Annotated in this window: 16 protein-coding genes and 1 pseudogene; 7 read left to right on the forward strand and 10 right to left on the reverse strand. The window is 63.8% G+C overall.

Features of this window, described 5'->3' with window-relative positions; genetic code table 11:
- Positions 1-97: 97 nt before the first annotated feature.
- From edd to KY495_RS15030, 3 genes are all read left to right on the forward strand, one after another.
- Positions 98-2,014, forward strand: coding sequence for a phosphogluconate dehydratase (edd, locus tag KY495_RS15020; protein WP_219880203.1), 1,917 nt, complete (start codon positions 98-100; stop codon positions 2,012-2,014).
- Positions 2,011-2,637, forward strand: coding sequence for a bifunctional 4-hydroxy-2-oxoglutarate aldolase/2-dehydro-3-deoxy-phosphogluconate aldolase (eda, locus tag KY495_RS15025; protein ID WP_219880204.1), 627 nt, complete (start codon positions 2,011-2,013; stop codon positions 2,635-2,637). The genes edd and eda overlap by 4 nt, the downstream gene beginning before the upstream one ends.
- A gap of 156 nt (positions 2,638-2,793) precedes the next feature.
- Positions 2,794-3,381, forward strand: coding sequence for a Rhs element Vgr protein (locus KY495_RS15030; RefSeq protein ID WP_219880205.1), 588 nt, complete (start codon positions 2,794-2,796; stop codon positions 3,379-3,381).
- Between the two features lie 168 nt (positions 3,382-3,549).
- Here the strand turns inward: KY495_RS15030 and KY495_RS15035 are convergent, their stop codons facing one another.
- The 3 genes from KY495_RS15035 to KY495_RS15045 all read right to left on the reverse strand — a co-directional run bounded on the left by KY495_RS15035 (position 3,550) and on the right by KY495_RS15045 (position 5,558).
- Positions 3,550-4,530: a lipopolysaccharide assembly protein LapB gene (locus KY495_RS15035; protein WP_219880206.1), complete on the reverse strand. Its 981-nt coding sequence runs from the start codon at positions 4,528-4,530 to the stop codon at positions 3,550-3,552.
- 54 nt (positions 4,531-4,584) lie between these two features.
- The gene (locus KY495_RS15040) at positions 4,585-5,196 is read right to left on the reverse strand and encodes a PEP-CTERM sorting domain-containing protein (RefSeq protein WP_219880207.1); all 612 of its coding nucleotides are present in this window, start codon (positions 5,194-5,196) and stop codon (positions 4,585-4,587) included.
- A gap of 119 nt (positions 5,197-5,315) precedes the next feature.
- Positions 5,316-5,558, reverse strand: coding sequence for a hypothetical protein (locus tag KY495_RS15045; RefSeq protein WP_219880208.1), 243 nt, complete (start codon positions 5,556-5,558; stop codon positions 5,316-5,318).
- A gap of 125 nt (positions 5,559-5,683) precedes the next feature.
- Here KY495_RS15045 and KY495_RS15050 point away from each other — a divergent pair, with 125 nt between their 5' ends.
- Positions 5,684-6,154, forward strand: coding sequence for an Lrp/AsnC family transcriptional regulator (locus KY495_RS15050; protein WP_219880209.1), 471 nt, complete (start codon positions 5,684-5,686; stop codon positions 6,152-6,154).
- Here KY495_RS15050 and KY495_RS15055 read toward each other — a convergent pair.
- Genes KY495_RS15055 through KY495_RS15065 form a run of 3 tightly spaced genes read right to left on the reverse strand, consistent with a single transcriptional unit; the run spans position 6,126 to position 8,154 of the window.
- Positions 6,126-7,160 carry a sensor domain-containing diguanylate cyclase gene (locus KY495_RS15055; protein ID WP_219880210.1) on the reverse strand — a complete coding sequence of 345 codons (1,035 nt, stop codon included), beginning with the start codon at positions 7,158-7,160 and terminating at the stop codon, positions 6,126-6,128. The two genes, KY495_RS15050 and KY495_RS15055, sit on opposite strands and share 29 nt — an antisense overlap.
- Positions 7,160-7,780, reverse strand: coding sequence for a chemotaxis protein CheC (locus KY495_RS15060; RefSeq protein WP_219880211.1), 621 nt, complete (start codon positions 7,778-7,780; stop codon positions 7,160-7,162). The genes KY495_RS15055 and KY495_RS15060 overlap by 1 nt, the downstream gene beginning before the upstream one ends.
- Positions 7,781-7,782: 2 nt before the next feature.
- Positions 7,783-8,154: a response regulator gene (locus tag KY495_RS15065; RefSeq protein ID WP_219880212.1), complete on the reverse strand. Its 372-nt coding sequence runs from the start codon at positions 8,152-8,154 to the stop codon at positions 7,783-7,785.
- 205 nt (positions 8,155-8,359) lie between these two features.
- On the opposite strand from KY495_RS15065, the gene rpiA reads away from it, so the two are divergent.
- Entirely contained in the window at positions 8,360-9,040 is a 681-nt protein-coding gene (gene rpiA, locus KY495_RS15070) for a ribose-5-phosphate isomerase RpiA (protein ID WP_219880213.1), read from the forward strand.
- Between the two features lie 46 nt (positions 9,041-9,086).
- A complete protein-coding gene (locus KY495_RS15075; RefSeq protein WP_219880214.1) occupies positions 9,087-9,422 on the forward strand; it encodes a hypothetical protein in 336 nt (111 codons plus the stop codon).
- Positions 9,423-9,646: 224 nt separating this feature from the next.
- Here the strand turns inward: KY495_RS15075 and KY495_RS24390 are convergent.
- The 3 genes and pseudogenes from KY495_RS24390 to argA all read right to left on the reverse strand — a co-directional run bounded on the left by KY495_RS24390 (position 9,647) and on the right by argA (position 11,892).
- Positions 9,647-10,203, reverse strand: a pseudogene (locus tag KY495_RS24390) (sugar O-acetyltransferase).
- A 47-nt stretch (positions 10,204-10,250) separates the two neighbouring features.
- Positions 10,251-10,523: an oxidative damage protection protein gene (locus KY495_RS15090; RefSeq protein WP_219880216.1), complete on the reverse strand. Its 273-nt coding sequence runs from the start codon at positions 10,521-10,523 to the stop codon at positions 10,251-10,253.
- 58 nt (positions 10,524-10,581) lie between these two features.
- Positions 10,582-11,892, reverse strand: coding sequence for an amino-acid N-acetyltransferase (argA, locus tag KY495_RS15095; protein WP_219880217.1), 1,311 nt, complete (start codon positions 11,890-11,892; stop codon positions 10,582-10,584).
- A 53-nt stretch (positions 11,893-11,945) separates the two neighbouring features.
- On the opposite strand from argA, the gene hrpA reads away from it, so the two are divergent.
- Positions 11,946-16,463: an ATP-dependent RNA helicase HrpA gene (gene hrpA / locus KY495_RS15100; protein WP_374040958.1), complete on the forward strand. Its 4,518-nt coding sequence runs from the start codon at positions 11,946-11,948 to the stop codon at positions 16,461-16,463.
- 117 nt (positions 16,464-16,580) lie between these two features.
- On the opposite strand, the gene KY495_RS15105 is transcribed toward hrpA, so the two are convergent.
- A complete protein-coding gene (locus tag KY495_RS15105; protein ID WP_219880218.1) occupies positions 16,581-17,054 on the reverse strand; it encodes a PRC-barrel domain-containing protein in 474 nt (157 codons plus the stop codon).
- Positions 17,055-17,287 lie beyond the last annotated feature (233 nt).

Raw genomic sequence — 17,287 nt, forward strand, 5'->3', positions numbered from 1 at the left:
CCTGTGAGCAGTTGAACGCCGTCATGATCGGTAAAAAAATCCGTGGACTGGCATTTTTGTAGTAAAATTTCACAAAACATATTCATAAGGAATGGCCATGGCCTTGCATCCCGTAGTTGAAGCGGTCACCACCCGGATCATCGAGCGCAGCCGACCGTCGCGCGCTGCCTACCTGGCGCACCTGGACGCGGCGCGTCTGCAGGGGCCGCAGCGCGGCGCGCTGTCGTGTACCAACCTGGCCCACGGTTTCGCGGCCTTTCCTGCCAATGACAAGCTGGTGCTGCGCCAGGTGAAGCAGCCTTCGGTGGCCATCGTGTCGTCGTATAACGACATGCTCTCGGCCCACCAGCCGTTCGAGTCCTTCCCGGCCATTATCAAGAATGCCGTGCGCGAGGTAGGCGCTGTGGCGCAATTTGCCGGCGGCGTGCCGGCCATGTGCGACGGCGTGACGCAGGGACAGCCGGGCATGGAACTGTCGCTGTTTTCACGCGACGCCATCGCCATGGGCACGGCCATCGCGCTGTCGCACAATATGTTCGACTCGGCCCTGTACCTGGGCGTGTGCGACAAGATCGTGCCGGGCCTGTTGATCGGCGCGCTGCACTTCGGCCATCTGCCGGCCGTGTTCGTGCCGGCGGGCCCGATGACGAGCGGGATCTCGAACAAGGAAAAGGCCCGCATCCGCCAGTTGTACGCGCAGGGAAAGGCCACGCGCGAAGAGCTGCTCGAGTGCGAGGCCGGGTCCTACCACGCCGCCGGGACCTGTACTTTCTACGGCACCGCCAACAGCAACCAAATGCTGATGGAGATCATGGGCCTGCACCTGCCCGGCGCCGCCTTCATCACGCCCGGCACGCCGCTGCGCGAGGCGCTCACCGCGGCCGCCGCCAGGCGCGCAGTCGAAATTTCGCAGCAGGGCGGCAGCTACACGCCGGTCGGCCATGTGGTGGACGAGAAGTGCATCGTCAACGCCGTGGTGGGCCTGCTGGCCACCGGCGGCTCCACCAACCATACGCTGCACCTGGTGGCCATCGCCAAGGCAGCCGGCATCATCATCGACTGGAATGATTTCGATGAATTGTCGGCCGTGGTACCCATGCTCACCCGGATCTACCCCAACGGCGACGCCGACGTGAATCACTTCCAGGCCGCCGGCGGCCCGGGCTTTGTCATCCGCGAACTGCTCGACGCCGGCCTGCTGCACGACGATGTGACGACGGTACTGGGCAAGGGCTTGCGCGCCCACTGCGCCGAGCCATTCCTCGATGGGGACCAGGCTTACTGGAAGCCGGTGCCCCAGCTGACCGGCGACGACTCGGTACTGCGGCCCGCCGCGGCGCCGTTCGCCCCGGACGGCGGCATGATCCTGGTTAAGGGTAACCTGGGCCGCGCGGTGATGAAGGTCTCTGCCGTCAAGGAGCAGCACCGCATTGTGGAAGCGCCGGCGCTGGTGTTCAATTCGCAGGAAGACTTCATGCACGACTACCAGGCCGGCAAGCTCGATCGCGACTTCGTGGCCGTGATCCGGTTCCAGGGCCCGCGCGCCAATGGCATGCCCGAGCTGCATGCGCTCACCCCTGCGCTGGCCAACCTGCAGGATGCAGGCCGCCATGTGGCACTGGTGACCGATGGACGGATGTCGGGCGCGTCGGGCAAGGTGCCGGCCGCCATTCACGTGTCGCCCGAAATCCTCGCCGGCGGTCCACTGGGCCTGGTGCGCGATGGCGACATCATTCGTCTCGATGCCACCACCGGCACGCTCGAGGCATTGGTGCCGCAGGCCGTGTGGGCGGCGCGCACCCCCGCCGCGGCCGACCTGACCCCGAATCACATCGGCATGGGCCGCGAGCTGTTTGCGATGTTCCGCTCGGCCATCAGCGAGGCGGAAAAGGGCGCCACGACCTTCCCGCTCCCGTCACCGATCCAGACCACTGTGCAGCTGCACGAAGGCACCGATGTGGGCGACATCGTGCCAGGCTCCGACGAAGACTTCCTCATCAAGAACCCAAAATGACCATGACCCTACTCGACATCATGCGCTCGGCGAGCGTTATCCCGGTAATTGCCATTGACGATCCGGAGCATGCCGTGCCGCTGGCGCAGGCACTGGTGGCAGGTGGTATTCGCGTGCTCGAAGTGACGCTGCGCACCGCGCACGGCCTCGGTGCCATCCGCGCCATGGCGCAGGTGCCGGGCGCCATTGTCGGCGTCGGTACGCTCACCCAGGCCGAGGAATTTACCGCCGCGCGCGACGCCGGTGCGGTGTTCGGCGTCTCGCCGGGCCTGACGCCGGCATTGATCGCGGCGGCGCGCAGCAGCGGCTTGCCGCTGCTGCCGGGCGTGATGACGCCGTCCGAAGTCATGGCCGCGCGCGAAGCCGGTTTCCGCCAGCTCAAGCTGTTCCCGGCAGTGCCGGCCGGCGGCGTGGGCATGCTCAATGCCATTGGCGGCCCGCTGCCCGACGTCACGTTCTGCCCCACGGGCGGCATTTCGATCGAGACTGCGCCGCAGTTTTTGGCTTGCAAGAACGTGGCCTGCGTGGGCGGTTCCTGGCTCACGCCAAAGGACGCGATCCAGGCCGGTAACTGGGCCCATATCACGGAACTGGCACGCGCGGCATCGGCCTTGCGCGCCTGAGTCTTAAGGCGTGGCACCACGGCCGCTGGATAGGATGGACCAGATGCCAGGGCCGCAGCCGGCCTTGCATGCTTCACCCTGGCCACTCGCTGCTGCGGCGGCGGGCGGCCGGGGCTGGTGCCAGTCCCACCTGACTCCCAGTAGCAGGATGGCGCCATGATCTTGCCTGTTCGCCGCCGGCGGGTTCCCGGCTGGCGCTTCCTGACCGAAGGCGAAGTCGCCATGGCGTCGCTGCTGTTCAAGGATGCCGTCGACTACAGGCGCGTGCGCATCCACCGCCGGCGCTACATGCCTTTCCAGCCCAGTAACTGCGCGATGACGCCGAACGGTGCCATGTACTTTCATGGGTCGTGCTTTCTCGATGATTTTGCCGTGGGCACGGAACATGCGCGCCACTGGTTCATGCACGAGATGGTGCATGTCTGGCAGCACCAGCTGGGCTATGCCGTGCGCGCCCGCGGGGCGATTCGCCTTGGCCTGCCCTATCACTACGACCTGGACCCCGGCAAGACGCTGGCCGACTACAACATGGAAGCGCAGGGTGACTTGCTGGCCGACTTTTTCGTGCTGCGTCATCTCGGTTCGGCAGCTTCCATGCGCCAGCGGCGCTATGCGGACAGCCTGGCGTTGTACCAGCAGGTACTTGGCCATTTTCTTGCCCACCCCGCCAGCAGGGACAATCTGCCGCGCGATTGTGGACGCCTCCTGACTTTCTTCAAGCGTTCGACGCGGCACGCCCCATAGTGCCGATGCTTCCCCACGGGCCGAAGTGATTGCTCCTGCCGCAACGGGTGCAAGAGGTGCACGAGGTGGTCATCGCGCCCTGCCGCCCGCCCCACCTACTTACGGCAGCAAGTTCCATCCGAGCGGGCGCGGCGTGATCGACTGCGCCCGCCGCAGGCCCTGGCCTGCTCAGCTTTTCAAGGTGGCCAGCTGCGCCTGGGCATCCGATTTTTGTTTGGGGTTCAGCCCCGGCGTGGCGGCCAGCGCCTTTTCAAAGGCGGCAACTGCCTTGGCTTTCTCGCCCAGTGCCTGCTGCGACTGGCCCAGCCGGTAGTGAATGTAGCCGCGCGCATGCTTGGCCAGCAGCGCTTCGAATGCCACCACCGCTTCGCGATGGCGCCCTTGTTCCTGGCGCACGCGCGCCGTCATGAAGGCCGCCTGCTCGCTCTCGGGATACAGGCGCGCCGTTGTCTGCACGATGCGTTCGGCGTCCGCCAGTTTTTTCTCGCTCATGAATTTGCCGGCGATCGAGACCAGCAAGCCTTCGTGGCGCTCGGCCAGCTCCTCGTCGCCGCCCGGACGCGCAGCATTGGCGGTGGCTTCAGCCTTTGCCAGGTTGCCGCCGTGGAGGTCGATCATGCCCTGCATGATGCGCGCGCCTTCAGGCGACAGCGCCGCGGTCTTTCCCGCCAGGTCCACGGCTTTGCTACTGCCGCCGCCCGCAATCGATGGCGCCATCAGGTAAAACTGGAGCAGCGAAAAACGGGCGTCGAGGTTGCGCGGGTCCAGTTCGACCGCTTTCTGGAAGGCGCCGCGGATGTCGCCAGCGTAGCCGATGGCCGACAGGATGCCGCCGGCCATGGCTTTCCAGCCGAGCATCTGGCCCAGCGCCAGATGGCACGGGGAGTGGGATGGATGGCGGCGTACGCACTGCTCCGCATAACCGATCGCTTCCGGGATGCGGGCCTGGTTGCCGCCGCCGGCAATGGCGGAACTGCGCGCTACCAGCGCGTCGGCGTTGGCCGGTTCCCTGGCCAGCCTGGCTGCGGCCGCGCGTTCGACGTCGGCATATTTGCGCGCTTTCATGAGCGCGCTGTATTCATTGGTGCCGGCGCTGGCGCTGGCGGTGGATAACAACAGGACGGTGGCGGCGAGCAGGGAAGGGTTCATGGGCCTTGAAAGTAGCGAGGACGATGCGCGGCCAGGGTGGCCGCGCTGCGGCCTTCAGGATACTGTACTAACGCGCTTGCGCGCCAGTAGCAGCAAGCCCACGCCCATCAGTGCCAGGCTGCCGGGTTCCGGCACTTGCACGGGAGGCGGCAGGCCGCCCGCGCCGGCGCGGGTGACATTGTCGAGGATAAGGAACTGGGCCGGTGTGGAAAACGACACCGAGGTAAAGGCGGTGTCCGATACCCAGCCTCGGAAACGCAGATTTCTGCGCGCTTCGGTGCGCACGACTGTGTCGATGCCGTCGATGGTGACAGTGACCGCAGCGCCGGGATTGAGGGTGCCGAAATCGGCCGCAAAGGCGTGGGTGGGCGCGAAGGACAGGGTCGCGACATTGCCCAGTAATAGCACGGCGCCGCTGTTCCACTGGTAGAGATCGGGCGCATATCCGGGGTCGACCATAAAGGCCAGCTCAGGATAGCGGATGCCGTTGAAGGTCGCTTCGCTCAGCGACAGGAAGCTATTTTCGGGAGCAATATAAGGCTCGACGATTTGCGACGTGGTGGCATCGTTAAATGCTGTTTTGCTGTCATAGACAACCAGGGCGGCATTGGCGCTGCACATGAACAGGGCGCCAATAGCTGCGCATAGGAAATTTCTTGTTTTCATGGAATGGCCTGCGTAAAGTGAGTACCGAGACTAAGCAATCTCCGTACCAGTCGACGCGATGGCCCTGTTTAAGCCGATTTGCCTTGTTGAGGCGCAATCGATGATAAAGAAATGTAAAGCTATTCGACAGTCACTCGGCATAACTCATGCACTCCGATAATGTTGTTGAGTCTCAATTCAAACAGATCCAGCAAGTGGGGATCTCCCACTCGCACCCGCAAATGCACAGCGTTGTTGCGCTCCTTGTTATGCACGCGCAGTGCGCCAAGGTGCAGGCCGCCCCGTCTGGCCGTGGCCAGCACGGCCTCCAGGATATCGAGTGTACAGTCCGGTTCTAGCAAAAAAGTCAGGTCAGCATTCATGAGGAAAGGATACGGCGGCCGCGCCGGAATAGGCTTTCAAAACCTGTGTCGATGCCCAGAAAATAGAGAAGGAGGTTCTGCCGTTGCGGTAAACTGAAGAAGGATCTTCTTTTTAGGGAAAAGGAATGGAAAAAACTGTCGATCTGGACGAAATAGATAGAAAGATATTGCGAGAGCTGCGGCGCGACGGGCGCCTGTCCAATGCCGGCCTGGCCGAAAAAGTGGGCTTGTCGGCCTCCCCATGCTGGAACCGCGTGCGGCGGTTGGAAGAGCAAGGCGTGATTGAGGGTTACACGGTGCTGCTCAATCAGCAGGCGCTCGGGGTGCCGGACACGGTCATGATCGAGGTGACGCTGGACCGCCACGACGACGACACCTTCGCGCGCTTTGGCCAGGCGCTGGCGGACATGCCCGAGGTGCTGGAAGCGTATCTGCTCACCGGCGAATACGATTACCTGATCAAGGTGGCCGTGGCCGGCACGGCCGGCTATGAAGAATTCTTGCGCCGCAAGCTGTACAAGCTGCCCGGCTTGCGCCACAGCCGCTCAACGTTCGTGCTGCGCAGGCTCAAACAGGCCCATTCGCCGGAACCGTAACGCCCCGCGCGCCCGGCACGCCGGGCATGCCTGGTGCCGGGCCCACGGCGTGCAAGACTACACAGTTGCGCCCGGCATGCTTGGCAGCGTACAGGGCCCGGTCGGCAGCGCCGAGCAGGGCGGCGGTATCGGCCCCGTCCTCGCCACTGGCCCGGGTGGCCACGCCCACGCTGATGGTCACGTGGTCGGCATGGCCAGCCATGTCGTGCGCGATATTGAGGCTGACAATCTTGCGCCGCATGGCTTCGGCCATGGCCACGCTCTGCTCGGCATCCATTTCTGGCAGGATCACGGCAAACTCTTCGCCGCCGTAGCGGGCGATCAGGTCGAGCGGGCGCTGCAGCATGGCCGCCAGCGCCGTGGCCACGCGCACCAGGCAGGCGTCGCCCTGCTGGTGGCCATAATGGTCGTTATAGGCCTTGAAACTGTCGATGTCGAGCATGAGCAGCGACAGCGGCGTGCCGGCCCGCTTGGCGCGGCGAATTTCCTTGTCCATGGCGACGTCGAAATGGCGCCGGTTGGCAATGCCGGTCAAGCCGTCGGAAAACGTTTGCGAGCGCAGTTCCAGCGCCTGGTCGCGCAGCAACTGTTCGCGGTGAACCGCCACGCTCACATCGGTGATCTGGATCAGGCACAGGCGCCCGGCGCCGGCGCTGCTGAGCGGGGTGACGGCCACGGCCTGCTGCATGCGTTCGCCACTGGCGGCCGCTGCCGCGCTGCTGTAGAGCTCGAACGGTGCCTTGTGCAGGGTTTGCGACAGCAGCGAGGGCAGGTTGTCGCGCAAGGCCTGGCGCACGGCCCCTTCGATGCGCTTGCCTTTGAGGGCGGGGAAGGTGGCGAAAAAATCCTGGCCCAGCACGGCGTCGGCCCGGTGCGTGGCATGCCGGTCCATCCAGCTGTTCCACAGCACCACCCGGCCCTGCTCATCGAGTCCGATGATGCCCAGGTTGACGGCATCGAGCACGTCTTCCAGCACGCCCAGGCGTGTGGTGTCGCTGTCCCCCATCAGCCCGGTCCCGTGATCGTGGCCAGGTAAATGTCGAGCTGCTCCTGCAAGTCTTGTAGCGCCGTCATGTCGAGGATGAATGCCACGTAGCCGTGGATCTGGTGCGTTTCCAGGATGAAGTCGATATGCAGCATGAGCACGATGGTGTCTGGCTGCTGCCCGTGCACGCCGATGATTTCTTCGCTCGTGCCCACGTGGTACTGGGGGAGCGAGCCGGACAGTTCCTGGGACAGGATGTTGGCCAGCGTGCCCACGCAGGAATTGAGAATGATGTTGCCGATCTCGCTCATGGCCTCCTGTTCCATTTCGGTCAGCTCCTTGAGGGGAACTGATTCGCCCACCATGAGTCGAACGATATCGAGGCTCTTATCCTCGGGGAACATGAGCATGGCTTCGGTGGAAAAGGCACCCTGGTAGCGCTGGCTCACGCCGCACACGCGGGCGCGCTCGCGGTGCCCCAGCATGGCCGCCGCATCTGCCCGGCTCAGGAAGGAAATGGACGGCACCGACATCGTGACCGGCTCGTTGACGATTTCGCTCATCGCGCTGGCAGCGTGGCCGACGCCGATATTGAAAATCTCAACCAGGGCGTCGTGCTGGAGTTCGGTGAGCTTGAACATGGCTAGTCCGGGGCAAGGGCGCCAATGAGGGCGTGAATGCGGCTTTCAGTGATCGGCTTTTCCATGAAGGCGATGCCCAGGTCGGCGGCGCGGTTGCGCGTGGCGTTCTGCACGTTGGCTGTGACAAGGGAAATATGCGCCTGCGGGCACAGGCTGCGCAATTGCTCGGCTGCGGCCATGCCGCCCATGCCGGGCATGTTCACGTCCACCATGATCAGTGTGGGCGCCATGCCCGCCACCTTTTCCAGCGCTTCTTCGCCGCTTGCCGCTTCCTCCACCGTCCAGCCCGGACGGGCGCTGAGGATGAACTGGCGCGCCATCATGCGCGACACCCGGCTGTCGTCCACGACCAGAACTGTCTTGTTGTCGCTCATTGTGCAATCCCCGCATATTCTTTGTGCATGACACATTTTCGCATAAATTTCCCCGCGTGAATGGCTAAAACCCCATCGCTTGCCCGGCCCCGTGTGACGTTCATGCATCTAAGAAAGCGAAATTGCCGCCGGAATGTGATCGGGCGGTGTCCAATCCGCTAAAATGGCGCATTCTGCATTTTTTTTGGCATACGGCCAGCTGATCATGACTCAAGACGAACTCAAGCAAGCGGTAGCGAAAGCTGCCATTCAGTATGTGATCGATGGCGAAATCATCGGCGTGGGCACCGGCTCTACGGCCAATTTCTTCATAGACGAGCTTGCGAAGATCAAGGACCGGATCAAGGGGACGGTGGCCTCGTCCGAAGCAACGGCGGCCCGCCTGCGCGGCCACGGCATGACCGTGTATGACCTCAATGAGGTGAGCGAGATCGCGGTCTACATCGATGGCGCGGACGAAATCACCCCTGCCGGTGCCATGATCAAGGGCGGCGGCGCCGCGCTCACGCGCGAGAAAATCGTGGCCTCGGTATCGCGCCAGTTTATCTGCATTGCCGACGGCTCCAAGCTGGTCGATGTGATGGGCAGGTTCCCGCTGCCGGTGGAAGTGCTGCCGATGGCGCGCAACGCCGTCATGCGCCAGTTGACGGCGCTGGGCGGCCAGCCGCGCCTGCGTCTGAAGGCGGGCAGCGACCAGGCTTTTATTACCGATAACGGCGGCGAGATCCTGGATGTGGCCGGTCTGCACATTACCGATCCGGCCGCGCTGGAAACCGGGATCAACCAGATCGTTGGCGTCATCGCCAACGGCTTGTTCGCGCGCCGCGGCGCCGATGTGTGCCTGCTTGGCACGAGCGAAGGCGTCAGGACGCTGACCTTCGCCTGACCGTGCTGTAACCTTTACTGTAGCCCTTTATTTTCCGGGAAAAACCATGAAGCGATTGATCGTCCTGATGTGCGCCGTCTTACTGGGTGGATGCGCCATGCGCTCCGGCCCCATGCCGGTCTGGGATCCTGCTCTCAAGAGCGCGATGGAAGCGACGCAAAAGGATGGCATCGAACGGGTTCCCTACCGTTCGGGCGTGTCGTCAGTAACGGTGGAGCGCATGGCAGCAGCGGTCGGCTGCAAGGGCGGGCAGGGCGCCGGCCTCATGACCAAGCCGGGTCCGGTTGAAATCTATCGCATGATTTGCGACAACAAGCAGGTGTACATGGCCCGCTGCGAATTCCGTCAGTGCCGGCCGATGATGGCCAATTCGCGCGGATAGCAAAAACGCCGCTGCCCGCTAAGCGCTCGGGCGTGGTCCGACTGCGACCGTCACCGGGATGGCCGTCTTCATGGCTCCAGAGTGGCAGGGCGTCCATGCGTTTCGCACGGTGTTTCATTGGCGCTGAGTGCCCGCTGGCGGCAGCCTGCCTGGCCAGATCGGTCAAGCGTCAAGGGTCAAGGGTGCCAGGGACCTGTTCAGTCACGCCGGGACCAGCAGGTAATTCATGCTTTATTGATTGCCCGGGCCGGGTTGCCCGCCACGGTCACGCCGTCGGCCACGTCGCGCGTGACGACCGCGCCGGCGCCAATGATGGCGTGGTCGCCAATCGTCACGCCCGGTAATATCAGCGCTCCTGCGCCAATCCACACGTTATTGCCAATGACAACCGGGCGGCCGTACTCGAGGCCCTGCATGCGTAGTGCCGGCTCGCGCGGATGGTCGGCGGTCAGGATCTGCACCCCGGGCCGATCAAGGTCATGTCGCCAATGGTCACGGCGACCACGTCCAGGATCACGCAATTGAAATTGATGAAAACCCCGTTGCCCACGCTGATGTTGTAGCCGTAGTCGCAATGGAAAGGCGCTTTGATGATGACGTCGTCGCCCACGCGGGCGAAGCGCTCGGTGAGCAGGGCGTACGCCTGGTCGCGCGTGAGGCCGGCGCGCAGGTTGTAGGCGTCCATCCACCCAGCGGCAGCGGCCTGGTCGGCGCGCAATTCGGGATCCGTGGCCGAGTAAAACTCGCCGCGCAGCATTTTTTGCTTTTCAGTCGAGGTCATCGAGGTTGCATTCAACAGTCGAGCATTGGCCGCGCGGCGCGGCAGATTTACTCTGCCGGCGGGACGTAACCCATGGCGGCGTCGGCCCCTTCGCCAAAGAAGTGCTTTTCCATTTGCGTGGCCAGGTACTTGCGGGCGCGCTGGTCGGCCAGGTTCAGGCGGTTTTCATTGACCAGCATGGTCTGGTGCTTGAGCCAGGCAGCCCATGCTTCTTTCGAGACCGATTCGTAGATCCGCTTGCCCAGTTCGCCCGGGTAAGGGGGGAAATCGAGGCCTTCGGCTTCCTTGTTCAGTTTGATGCATTGAACGGTGCGCGCCATGTGTGCTCCTAAAGCTTGGTGTGAAAAGCCATGATTATAAAGCCATGTGCCGCTGTGCCTATAAGGACTTGATCAGTACCTGGGACTTGCGCTGCCAGTTGTACATGTGCTGGCGGTCCTTGGGCAGTGCATCGACCGTGGCGGGCATGAAGCCGCGCTTCTTGAACCAGTGCGAGGTGCGGGTGGTGAGCACGAACAGCTGCTTGATGCCGAGCGCGCGCGCGCGGTTTTCCACGTGCTTGAGAATACGCTCGCCGTCGCCCTGGGCCTGTACTTCCGGGTTCACCGTCAGGCACGCCATTTCGGCCATCTTTTCGGCCGGGAATGGGTACAGCGCGGCGCAGCCGAAGATCACGCCATCGTGCTCGATGACGGAGAAGTTATCGATTTCGCGCTCGATCAGTTCCCGTCCGCGTTTGACCAGCGTGCCGTCGGCTTCGAGCGGTTCGATCAGTTTGATGATGCCGCCCACGTCTTCAATGGTCGCCATGCGCAGCGACTCCAGGTTCTCGTGCGAGATCATGGTGCCCACGCCGTCGTGGGTGAACAGTTCGAGCAGGGCCGAGCCGTCCATTTCAAACGGCAGGATGTGGGCACGCGGCACACCGCTGTTGCAGGCCTTGATGGCGTGCTGCAGGTAGAACGCGGCGTCGGACGGCAAAAAGCCCGCCTGCAGCACGGCTTCCGCCTGGTGCGACGACAGCTCGCGGATTTCCACCTCGGCCTCGTCGCGCATCATCGGCGTTTCGGTAATGAAGACGATTTTGTCGGCGTGCAGGGCAATGGCGGCCGACACGGCCACGTCTTCCATGGTCAGGTTGAAGATCTCGCCGGTCGGCGAAAAGCCCAATGGCGAGAGCAGCACCACGCTGTCGGTGGCCAGGATGGCGTGGATGGTCTCGGCGGCGACCTTGCGCGTCATGCCGGTCAGTTCGAGGTCGACCCCGTCGATCACGCCAAGCGGGCGCGCGGTGACGAAATTACCTGAGATGATGCGGATGGCAGCATGGGCCATGGGCGTGTTGGGCAAACCCTGGCTGAACGCCGCTTCAATGTCCAGACGCAGTTCGCCGGCGGCTTCCTTGGCGCATTCGAGCGCCGCGGTGTCGGTAATGCGGATGCCGTTATGGAAGCGGCCTTCGACATTACGCAGCGCCAGCTGCTCGGCTACCTGGGGACGCGAGCCGTGCACCACCACCACGCGGATGCCCAGGGCCACGAGCAGTGACAGGTCCTGCGCCAGGACGGGCAGGGCGCCGGCCGTGACGAGTTCTCCCGGGAAGGCGATGACGAAGGTCTTGCCGCGAAAGGCGTGGATATACGGCGCGACGGAGCGCAGCCACTGGACGAATTGGTTAAAGGTTTCCATTTGGCGCATTATAATTCGCTGCGCGTCTTGCGCACCTAAATACGTAAAAAACAATGTCAGAACAGAGCAAGAAGCCACCTTCCGCCACAGCGCAGCCACAACGGTCCGGCGCCACCCGGCCTGCCGGCGCTGCCAAGACGCCCGCTCCGGGCGGGCGGCATGGCGAAGTCCGCGCGCCGCAGGCCAGCACCTCGCCCGTGGTCCGGGACGGTCTGCGCGCACCGGCACGCTCGCCGCAAGGTGCGACCTCGCACGCGGCCAAGGATGGCCAGCGCGCCGAGTCGCGCCCACCGCAGGGCGGCAGCGGCGGCGGGCCGCGCGATGACCAGCGTGGGCAGCGGCCAGCCAGACATGGTGGCACGGGCCCGGCGGAGCGGCAGCCGGGGGGAGGGGCGATCAATCCCGTGATCGCCGAGCGCCTGGCCGAAGCGCGCGCTGGCCTGGCGCGCGGACCGCAGGAGCCGGCTGCATCCGGCGACGCGCCGGCGCCGGCTGGCGCAGGTCAGCAGCGCCCGGGCGGCGCGCGTGGGGCGCGCGAGCGCCAGGGCGGTACGCCCGCAGCGGGCGAGCAGCCGGCGCGCGATGGTGGGCGCGATGGTGGGCGTAATGGTGACCGCAATGGTGACCGCAATGGTGGCCGCGAAGGCCGGGCGCCCCGTACCCGGGCGGCGGGCGAGAGCGCCGCGCGCCAGGTGGTGCGCACGCCGCTGCCACCGATTACCTTTCCGGAAGACTTGCCCGTCTCCGGGCGCCGGGCCGAAATCGCCAGGGCGCTGACGGAAAACCAGGTAATCATCGTTTCCGGCGAAACCGGTTCCGGCAAGACCACCCAGCTGCCCAAGATTTGCCTGGAGCTGGGGCGCGGCCAGAACGCGCTGATCGGCCACACCCAGCCGCGCCGCATTGCCGCGTCTTCCACTGCCAAGCGCATCGCCCAGGAACTGGGCACGGCGCCGGGCGAGCATGTGGGCTTCAAGGTGCGCTTTACCGATACGCTCAAGCCGGGCGCCTGGGTCAAGCTCATGACCGACGGTATCCTGCTGGCTGAAACGCAGACCGACCCGCTGCTCAAGAACTACGACACCATCATCATCGACGAAGCGCACGAGCGCAGCCTGAATATCGACTTTTTGCTTGGCTACCTCAAGCAGCTGCTGCCGCGCCGTCCTGACCTGAAGGTGATCATCACCTCGGCCACCATTGACGCAGAACGCTTTGCCCGCCATTTCGGCACGCCCGGCAAGCCGGCACCGGTCATCGAGGTATCGGGCCGCCTGTACCAGGTGGAGGTGCGCTACCGCCCGGTGGACCGCGACCCAGTGCTGACCGGTGCTCCCGACAGCGGCAAGCCCATGCCCAAGGCCCAGGCGGCGCGCGAAAAGCGCGACCTGATGGATGCGGTGATTGACGGGGTGGACGAAGTGGCGCGCCTGGGTTCCGGCGACGTGCTGGTGTTCCTGCCGGGCGAGCGCGAGATTCGCGACTGCGCCGAAGCGCTGCGCAAGCACCACCCGCCCCATGTCGAAATCCTGCCGCTGTTTGCCCGCCTGTCGGTGGAAGAGCAGGAACGGGTTTTCAAGATCACCAATGCGCGCCGCATCGTGTTGGCTACCAATGTGGCCGAGACTTCGCTCACCGTGCCGGGCATCCGCTACGTGGTCGACGCTGGCCTGGCGCGCGTGAAGCGCTACAGCTTCCGCAACAAGGTCGAGCAGCTGCAGATTGAGCCGATCGCGCAGTCGGCCGCCAACCAGCGCGCCGGCCGCTGCGGCCGCGTGGCCGACGGCGTGTGCATTCGCCTGTACGAAGAAGACGACTTCAATCAGCGGCCCAAATTTACGGAGCCGGAAATTTTGCGCTCGTCGCTCGCTGCCGTCATCCTGCGCATGAAGTCCCTGCACCTGACGGACGTGGAGACCTTCCCGTTCATCGAGCCGCCCCAGGGCCGGGCGATTGCAGACGGCTACCAGCTGCTGCAGGAGGTGGGCGCGGTGGACGAATATAACCAGCTCACGCCACTTGGCACCAAGCTGGCACGCCTGCCGCTGGACCCGCGCGTAGGCCGCATGATCCTGGCGGCGCTGGACAACGCCTGCCTGACCGAAATGCTGATCATCGCCGCTGCGCTGTCGGTGCAGGACCCGCGCGACAGGCCGCTGGAACACCAGCAGGCTGCCGACGAAGCGCACAAGAAGTTCGCTGACGAAAAATCCGAGTTCACGACCTACCTCAAGATCTGGCGCTGGTTCGAGGACGCCATCGAGCACAAGAAAACCAATCGGCAGCTGCAGGAAACCTGCCGCAGCAATTTCCTGTCCCAGGTGCGCCTGCGCGAATGGCGCGACGTGCATTCGCAGCTGCTCACCATCGTCAAGGAGCAGGGCTGGCGCCTCAATGAGATCGCGGCCACGTATGAAAACCTGCATACGGCGCTGCTCACGGGCCTGTTGGGCAATATCGGCTTCAAGTCGGACGATGAACCGGGCGCCGGCTACCTGGGCGCGCGCGGGATTCGCTTTCATGTGTGGCCCGGTTCATCGCTCATCAAGAAGCCGGGCAAGTGGATCATGGCCGCCGAGCTGGTGGAGACGACGCGCCTGTATGCGCGCTGCGTGGCCAACATCCAGCCCGAGTGGATCGAGCGCGTGGGCGCCCATTTGCTCAAAAAATCGTGGGGCGAGCCGCGCTGGGAGAAGCGCCAGGCGCAGGTAACTGCGTCCGAACGCGCCACCTTGCACGGCATTGTGATCTACAGCCAGCGCCGCATCAATTACGGCCAGATGAACCCTGCCGAGTCGCGCGAGATTTTCATCCGCGACGCGCTGGTGGGTGGCGACTACGACACGCGCGCCCCGTTCTTCGCCCACAACCACAAGCTGATCAAGGAAATCGAAAACCTTGAGCACAAGTCGCGCCGGCTTGATGTGCTGGTCGATGATCAGCTCATTTTCGCGTTCTACGACAAGCTCGTCCCTAAGGATATCGTCAATGGTGCCGGGTTTGAAAAGTGGCACAAGGACGCGACCTTGGCAGAACCGAAGCTGCTGTTTTTGAATCGCGAAGAATTGATGCGCCACGAAGCTGCGGGCGTGACCACGGAGCTGTTCCCGAAGATGATGTCGGTGACCGGCATTGAGATGCAGCTGACGTATCACTTCGAGCCAGGCAGCGTGCGCGATGGCGTGACGCTGTCAGTGCCGCTGTTTGCGCTCAACCAGCTGCCACGCGAGCGCATGGAGTGGCTGGTGCCGGGCATGTTGAAGGAAAAGGTGCACCTGCTGCTCAAGTCCCTGCCGCAAAAGCTGCGCCGCCATTGCGTGCCGCTGCCCGACTACGCGGCCAGGTTTTGCGAGCGGGTACACGAAGCAGGCACATTCGGCCGGGGTGACCTGATCGATGCCATCATCGCCGACATCCGCGCACAGACCTCGCTGATGGTGCTCACCAGCGACTTCAAGGCCGAGACCCTGCCGCCGCATCACTTCATGAATTTCAAGGTGATCGATGAACACGGCCGCCAGCTGGACATGGGGCGCAACCTGGCCACGCTGCAGGCCGAATTTGGCGGTCAGGCGCGCCAGAGTTTCCAGAAGCTGGCCGAGGTGTCGGCACCGGCACAGGGCACGCCTGCCGCTGCTGTCTCGGGCAAGGTGAAGCCTGCCGCGCCCGGCGCATCGGCCCGGCCGGAGACGGTCAAGGCCAGCGCGCCCAATGTCAGCCAGCACGTTGGGCTGACATCGTGGACGTTTGGGGAACTACCGGAACTGCTGGAAATCGTGCAGGGCAAGCTGACGCTGATCGGCTTTCCGGCGCTGGTGGACAAGGGAACCCACTGCGACCTGGAAGTGTTTGACGACCCCACTGTGGCCGCGCGCACCCACCGCATCGGCTTGCGGCGCCTGTTCGCGCTGCAGTTCAAGGAACAGCTCAAGTTTGTGGAAAAGAACATACCGGGCATGCAGCAGATGGGCATGCAATTCATGGCCATGGGTTCGCAAGAGGAACTGCGCGACCAGATCATCCAGAAAGCGATCGATATCGCCTGCCTGCAAGATCCCCTGCCCACGGACGCAGCATCGTTCAACAAACGCAAGGATGAAGGCAAGGCGCGTTTGACGCTCCTGGTCAATGAAATCGCGCGCCTCGTGTCGCAGGTGCTCACCGAGTTCCACGGTCTGCCCAAAAAGCTGCAAAACATTAATCCCCAGGCCGCCGCGGATATTCAGTCACAGCTGCAAGGGCTGGTGCACAAACGTTTTCTCATTGAAAACGAGTATGCGCAGCTGGCGCATTTCCCGCGCTACCTCAAGGCGATTAATGTGCGCCTTGAAAAGATGCGGGGCGACGTCAGCCGCGACACAAAACTGATGGCGGAGTGGACGCAATCTGCCAGCCATTTCATGCGCGCAGTCAAGGATCGGATGGCAAGCAAGAATACCGATCCGAAGATGGTGGAGTTTCGCTGGATGCTCGAAGAATTGCGCGTCTCCTTGTTTGCCCAGGAGCTGCGTACGCCAATGCCGGTGTCGGGCAAGCGCTTGCAGAAGGTGTGGGAGTCGATGCAGCGCTAGTGTCAGCGCGTCCTTAACCGGCCAGCGGCAGTGCAGGCGCCGACCAGGCGCCTGGGTTGGTGCCGGCACCCGCGCTCGCGCTGCCGCGAGCCGTCATGCTCGTTCCCTGCGTGGCGTTTAATGCCGCGCCCCCATGCCTGATCCGGCGCCGCCCCGCGTGCCGGCGCCGGTCCTGGCCATAGGCATGCCGCTGCTCGTGGCGTCGGTCCCGTAAAACGCATGGACCTGGCTGGACCAGCCCATGTCGCTCATGTCTGGCCACGCGTCGGGGTCAAAGCCCGGTGCGTTCTGGAGCCGGTCCTTGTCGACGTTGAGCACAAAGCGCTTGTTGACGGTGTCGAGCTGCAAGGCTTGCCATGGAACGGCAAACAGTTTTTCCCCCAGGCCGAGAAAGCCGCCAAAGGCCAGCACCGCATAAGCTACCTGACCGGTGCGCATGTCGAGCATGATTTCTTTGATGTCGCCGAGGTTTTCATCCTGGGCGTTGACCACGTTGTCCCCGATGAGGGTGTCAGCCCCCATCAATGCCGGGCCCGGCCCGTCCCCCATCTTACTGTACATGCCGTAGCGATCGCGTTCTGCATAACTCATCTTGCTCTCCCGAGTGGTTGGTTGTAGTGCCTACACTAGGCGCACACCCCGGGCCGGGTTTGAGATAGCTCAATCGGGCGGGGTAGGCGCGGGCGCGGGCGGCGGTGGGCTCGACCATTTGGCATAGCGCTGCCCACCACGCTGTTGCTTTATTGCAGAATTGGCAGCTTATGCGTGATAGCGCACAGTTGCGCTCATTTCCTTCGAGATATTCTTGATCAAACCCTGGAGAA

It is taken from the genome of Massilia sp. PAMC28688, from assembly GCF_019443445.1.
Lineage (GTDB): Bacteria > Pseudomonadota > Gammaproteobacteria > Burkholderiales > Burkholderiaceae_D > Telluria_A.

Bases quoted from the DNA above. Each gene is read 5' to 3' on its own strand.
- eda (WP_219880204.1), top strand. From the start codon at position 2,011: ATGACCATGACCCTACTCGACATCATGCGCTCGGCGAGCGTTATCCCG.
- edd (WP_219880203.1), top strand. From the start codon at position 98: ATGGCCTTGCATCCCGTAGTTGAAGCGGTCACCACCCGGATCATCGAG.
- KY495_RS15065 (WP_219880212.1), bottom strand. From the start codon at position 8,154: ATGAGCGACAACAAGACAGTTCTGGTCGTGGACGACAGCCGGGTGTCG.
- rpiA (WP_219880213.1), top strand. From the start codon at position 8,360: ATGACTCAAGACGAACTCAAGCAAGCGGTAGCGAAAGCTGCCATTCAG.
- KY495_RS15050 (WP_219880209.1), top strand. From the start codon at position 5,684: ATGGAAAAAACTGTCGATCTGGACGAAATAGATAGAAAGATATTGCGA.
- KY495_RS15055 (WP_219880210.1), bottom strand. From the start codon at position 7,160: ATGGGGGACAGCGACACCACACGCCTGGGCGTGCTGGAAGACGTGCTC.
- KY495_RS15040 (WP_219880207.1), bottom strand. From the start codon at position 5,196: ATGAAAACAAGAAATTTCCTATGCGCAGCTATTGGCGCCCTGTTCATG.
- KY495_RS15075 (WP_219880214.1), top strand. From the start codon at position 9,087: ATGAAGCGATTGATCGTCCTGATGTGCGCCGTCTTACTGGGTGGATGC.
- KY495_RS15035 (WP_219880206.1), bottom strand. From the start codon at position 4,530: ATGAACCCTTCCCTGCTCGCCGCCACCGTCCTGTTGTTATCCACCGCC.
- KY495_RS15105 (WP_219880218.1), bottom strand. From the start codon at position 17,054: ATGAGTTATGCAGAACGCGATCGCTACGGCATGTACAGTAAGATGGGG.
- KY495_RS15060 (WP_219880211.1), bottom strand. From the start codon at position 7,780: ATGTTCAAGCTCACCGAACTCCAGCACGACGCCCTGGTTGAGATTTTC.
- argA (WP_219880217.1), bottom strand. From the start codon at position 11,892: ATGGAAACCTTTAACCAATTCGTCCAGTGGCTGCGCTCCGTCGCGCCG.
- KY495_RS15030 (WP_219880205.1), top strand. From the start codon at position 2,794: ATGATCTTGCCTGTTCGCCGCCGGCGGGTTCCCGGCTGGCGCTTCCTG.
- hrpA (WP_374040958.1), top strand. From the start codon at position 11,946: ATGTCAGAACAGAGCAAGAAGCCACCTTCCGCCACAGCGCAGCCACAA.
- KY495_RS15045 (WP_219880208.1), bottom strand. From the start codon at position 5,558: ATGAATGCTGACCTGACTTTTTTGCTAGAACCGGACTGTACACTCGAT.
- KY495_RS15090 (WP_219880216.1), bottom strand. From the start codon at position 10,523: ATGGCGCGCACCGTTCAATGCATCAAACTGAACAAGGAAGCCGAAGGC.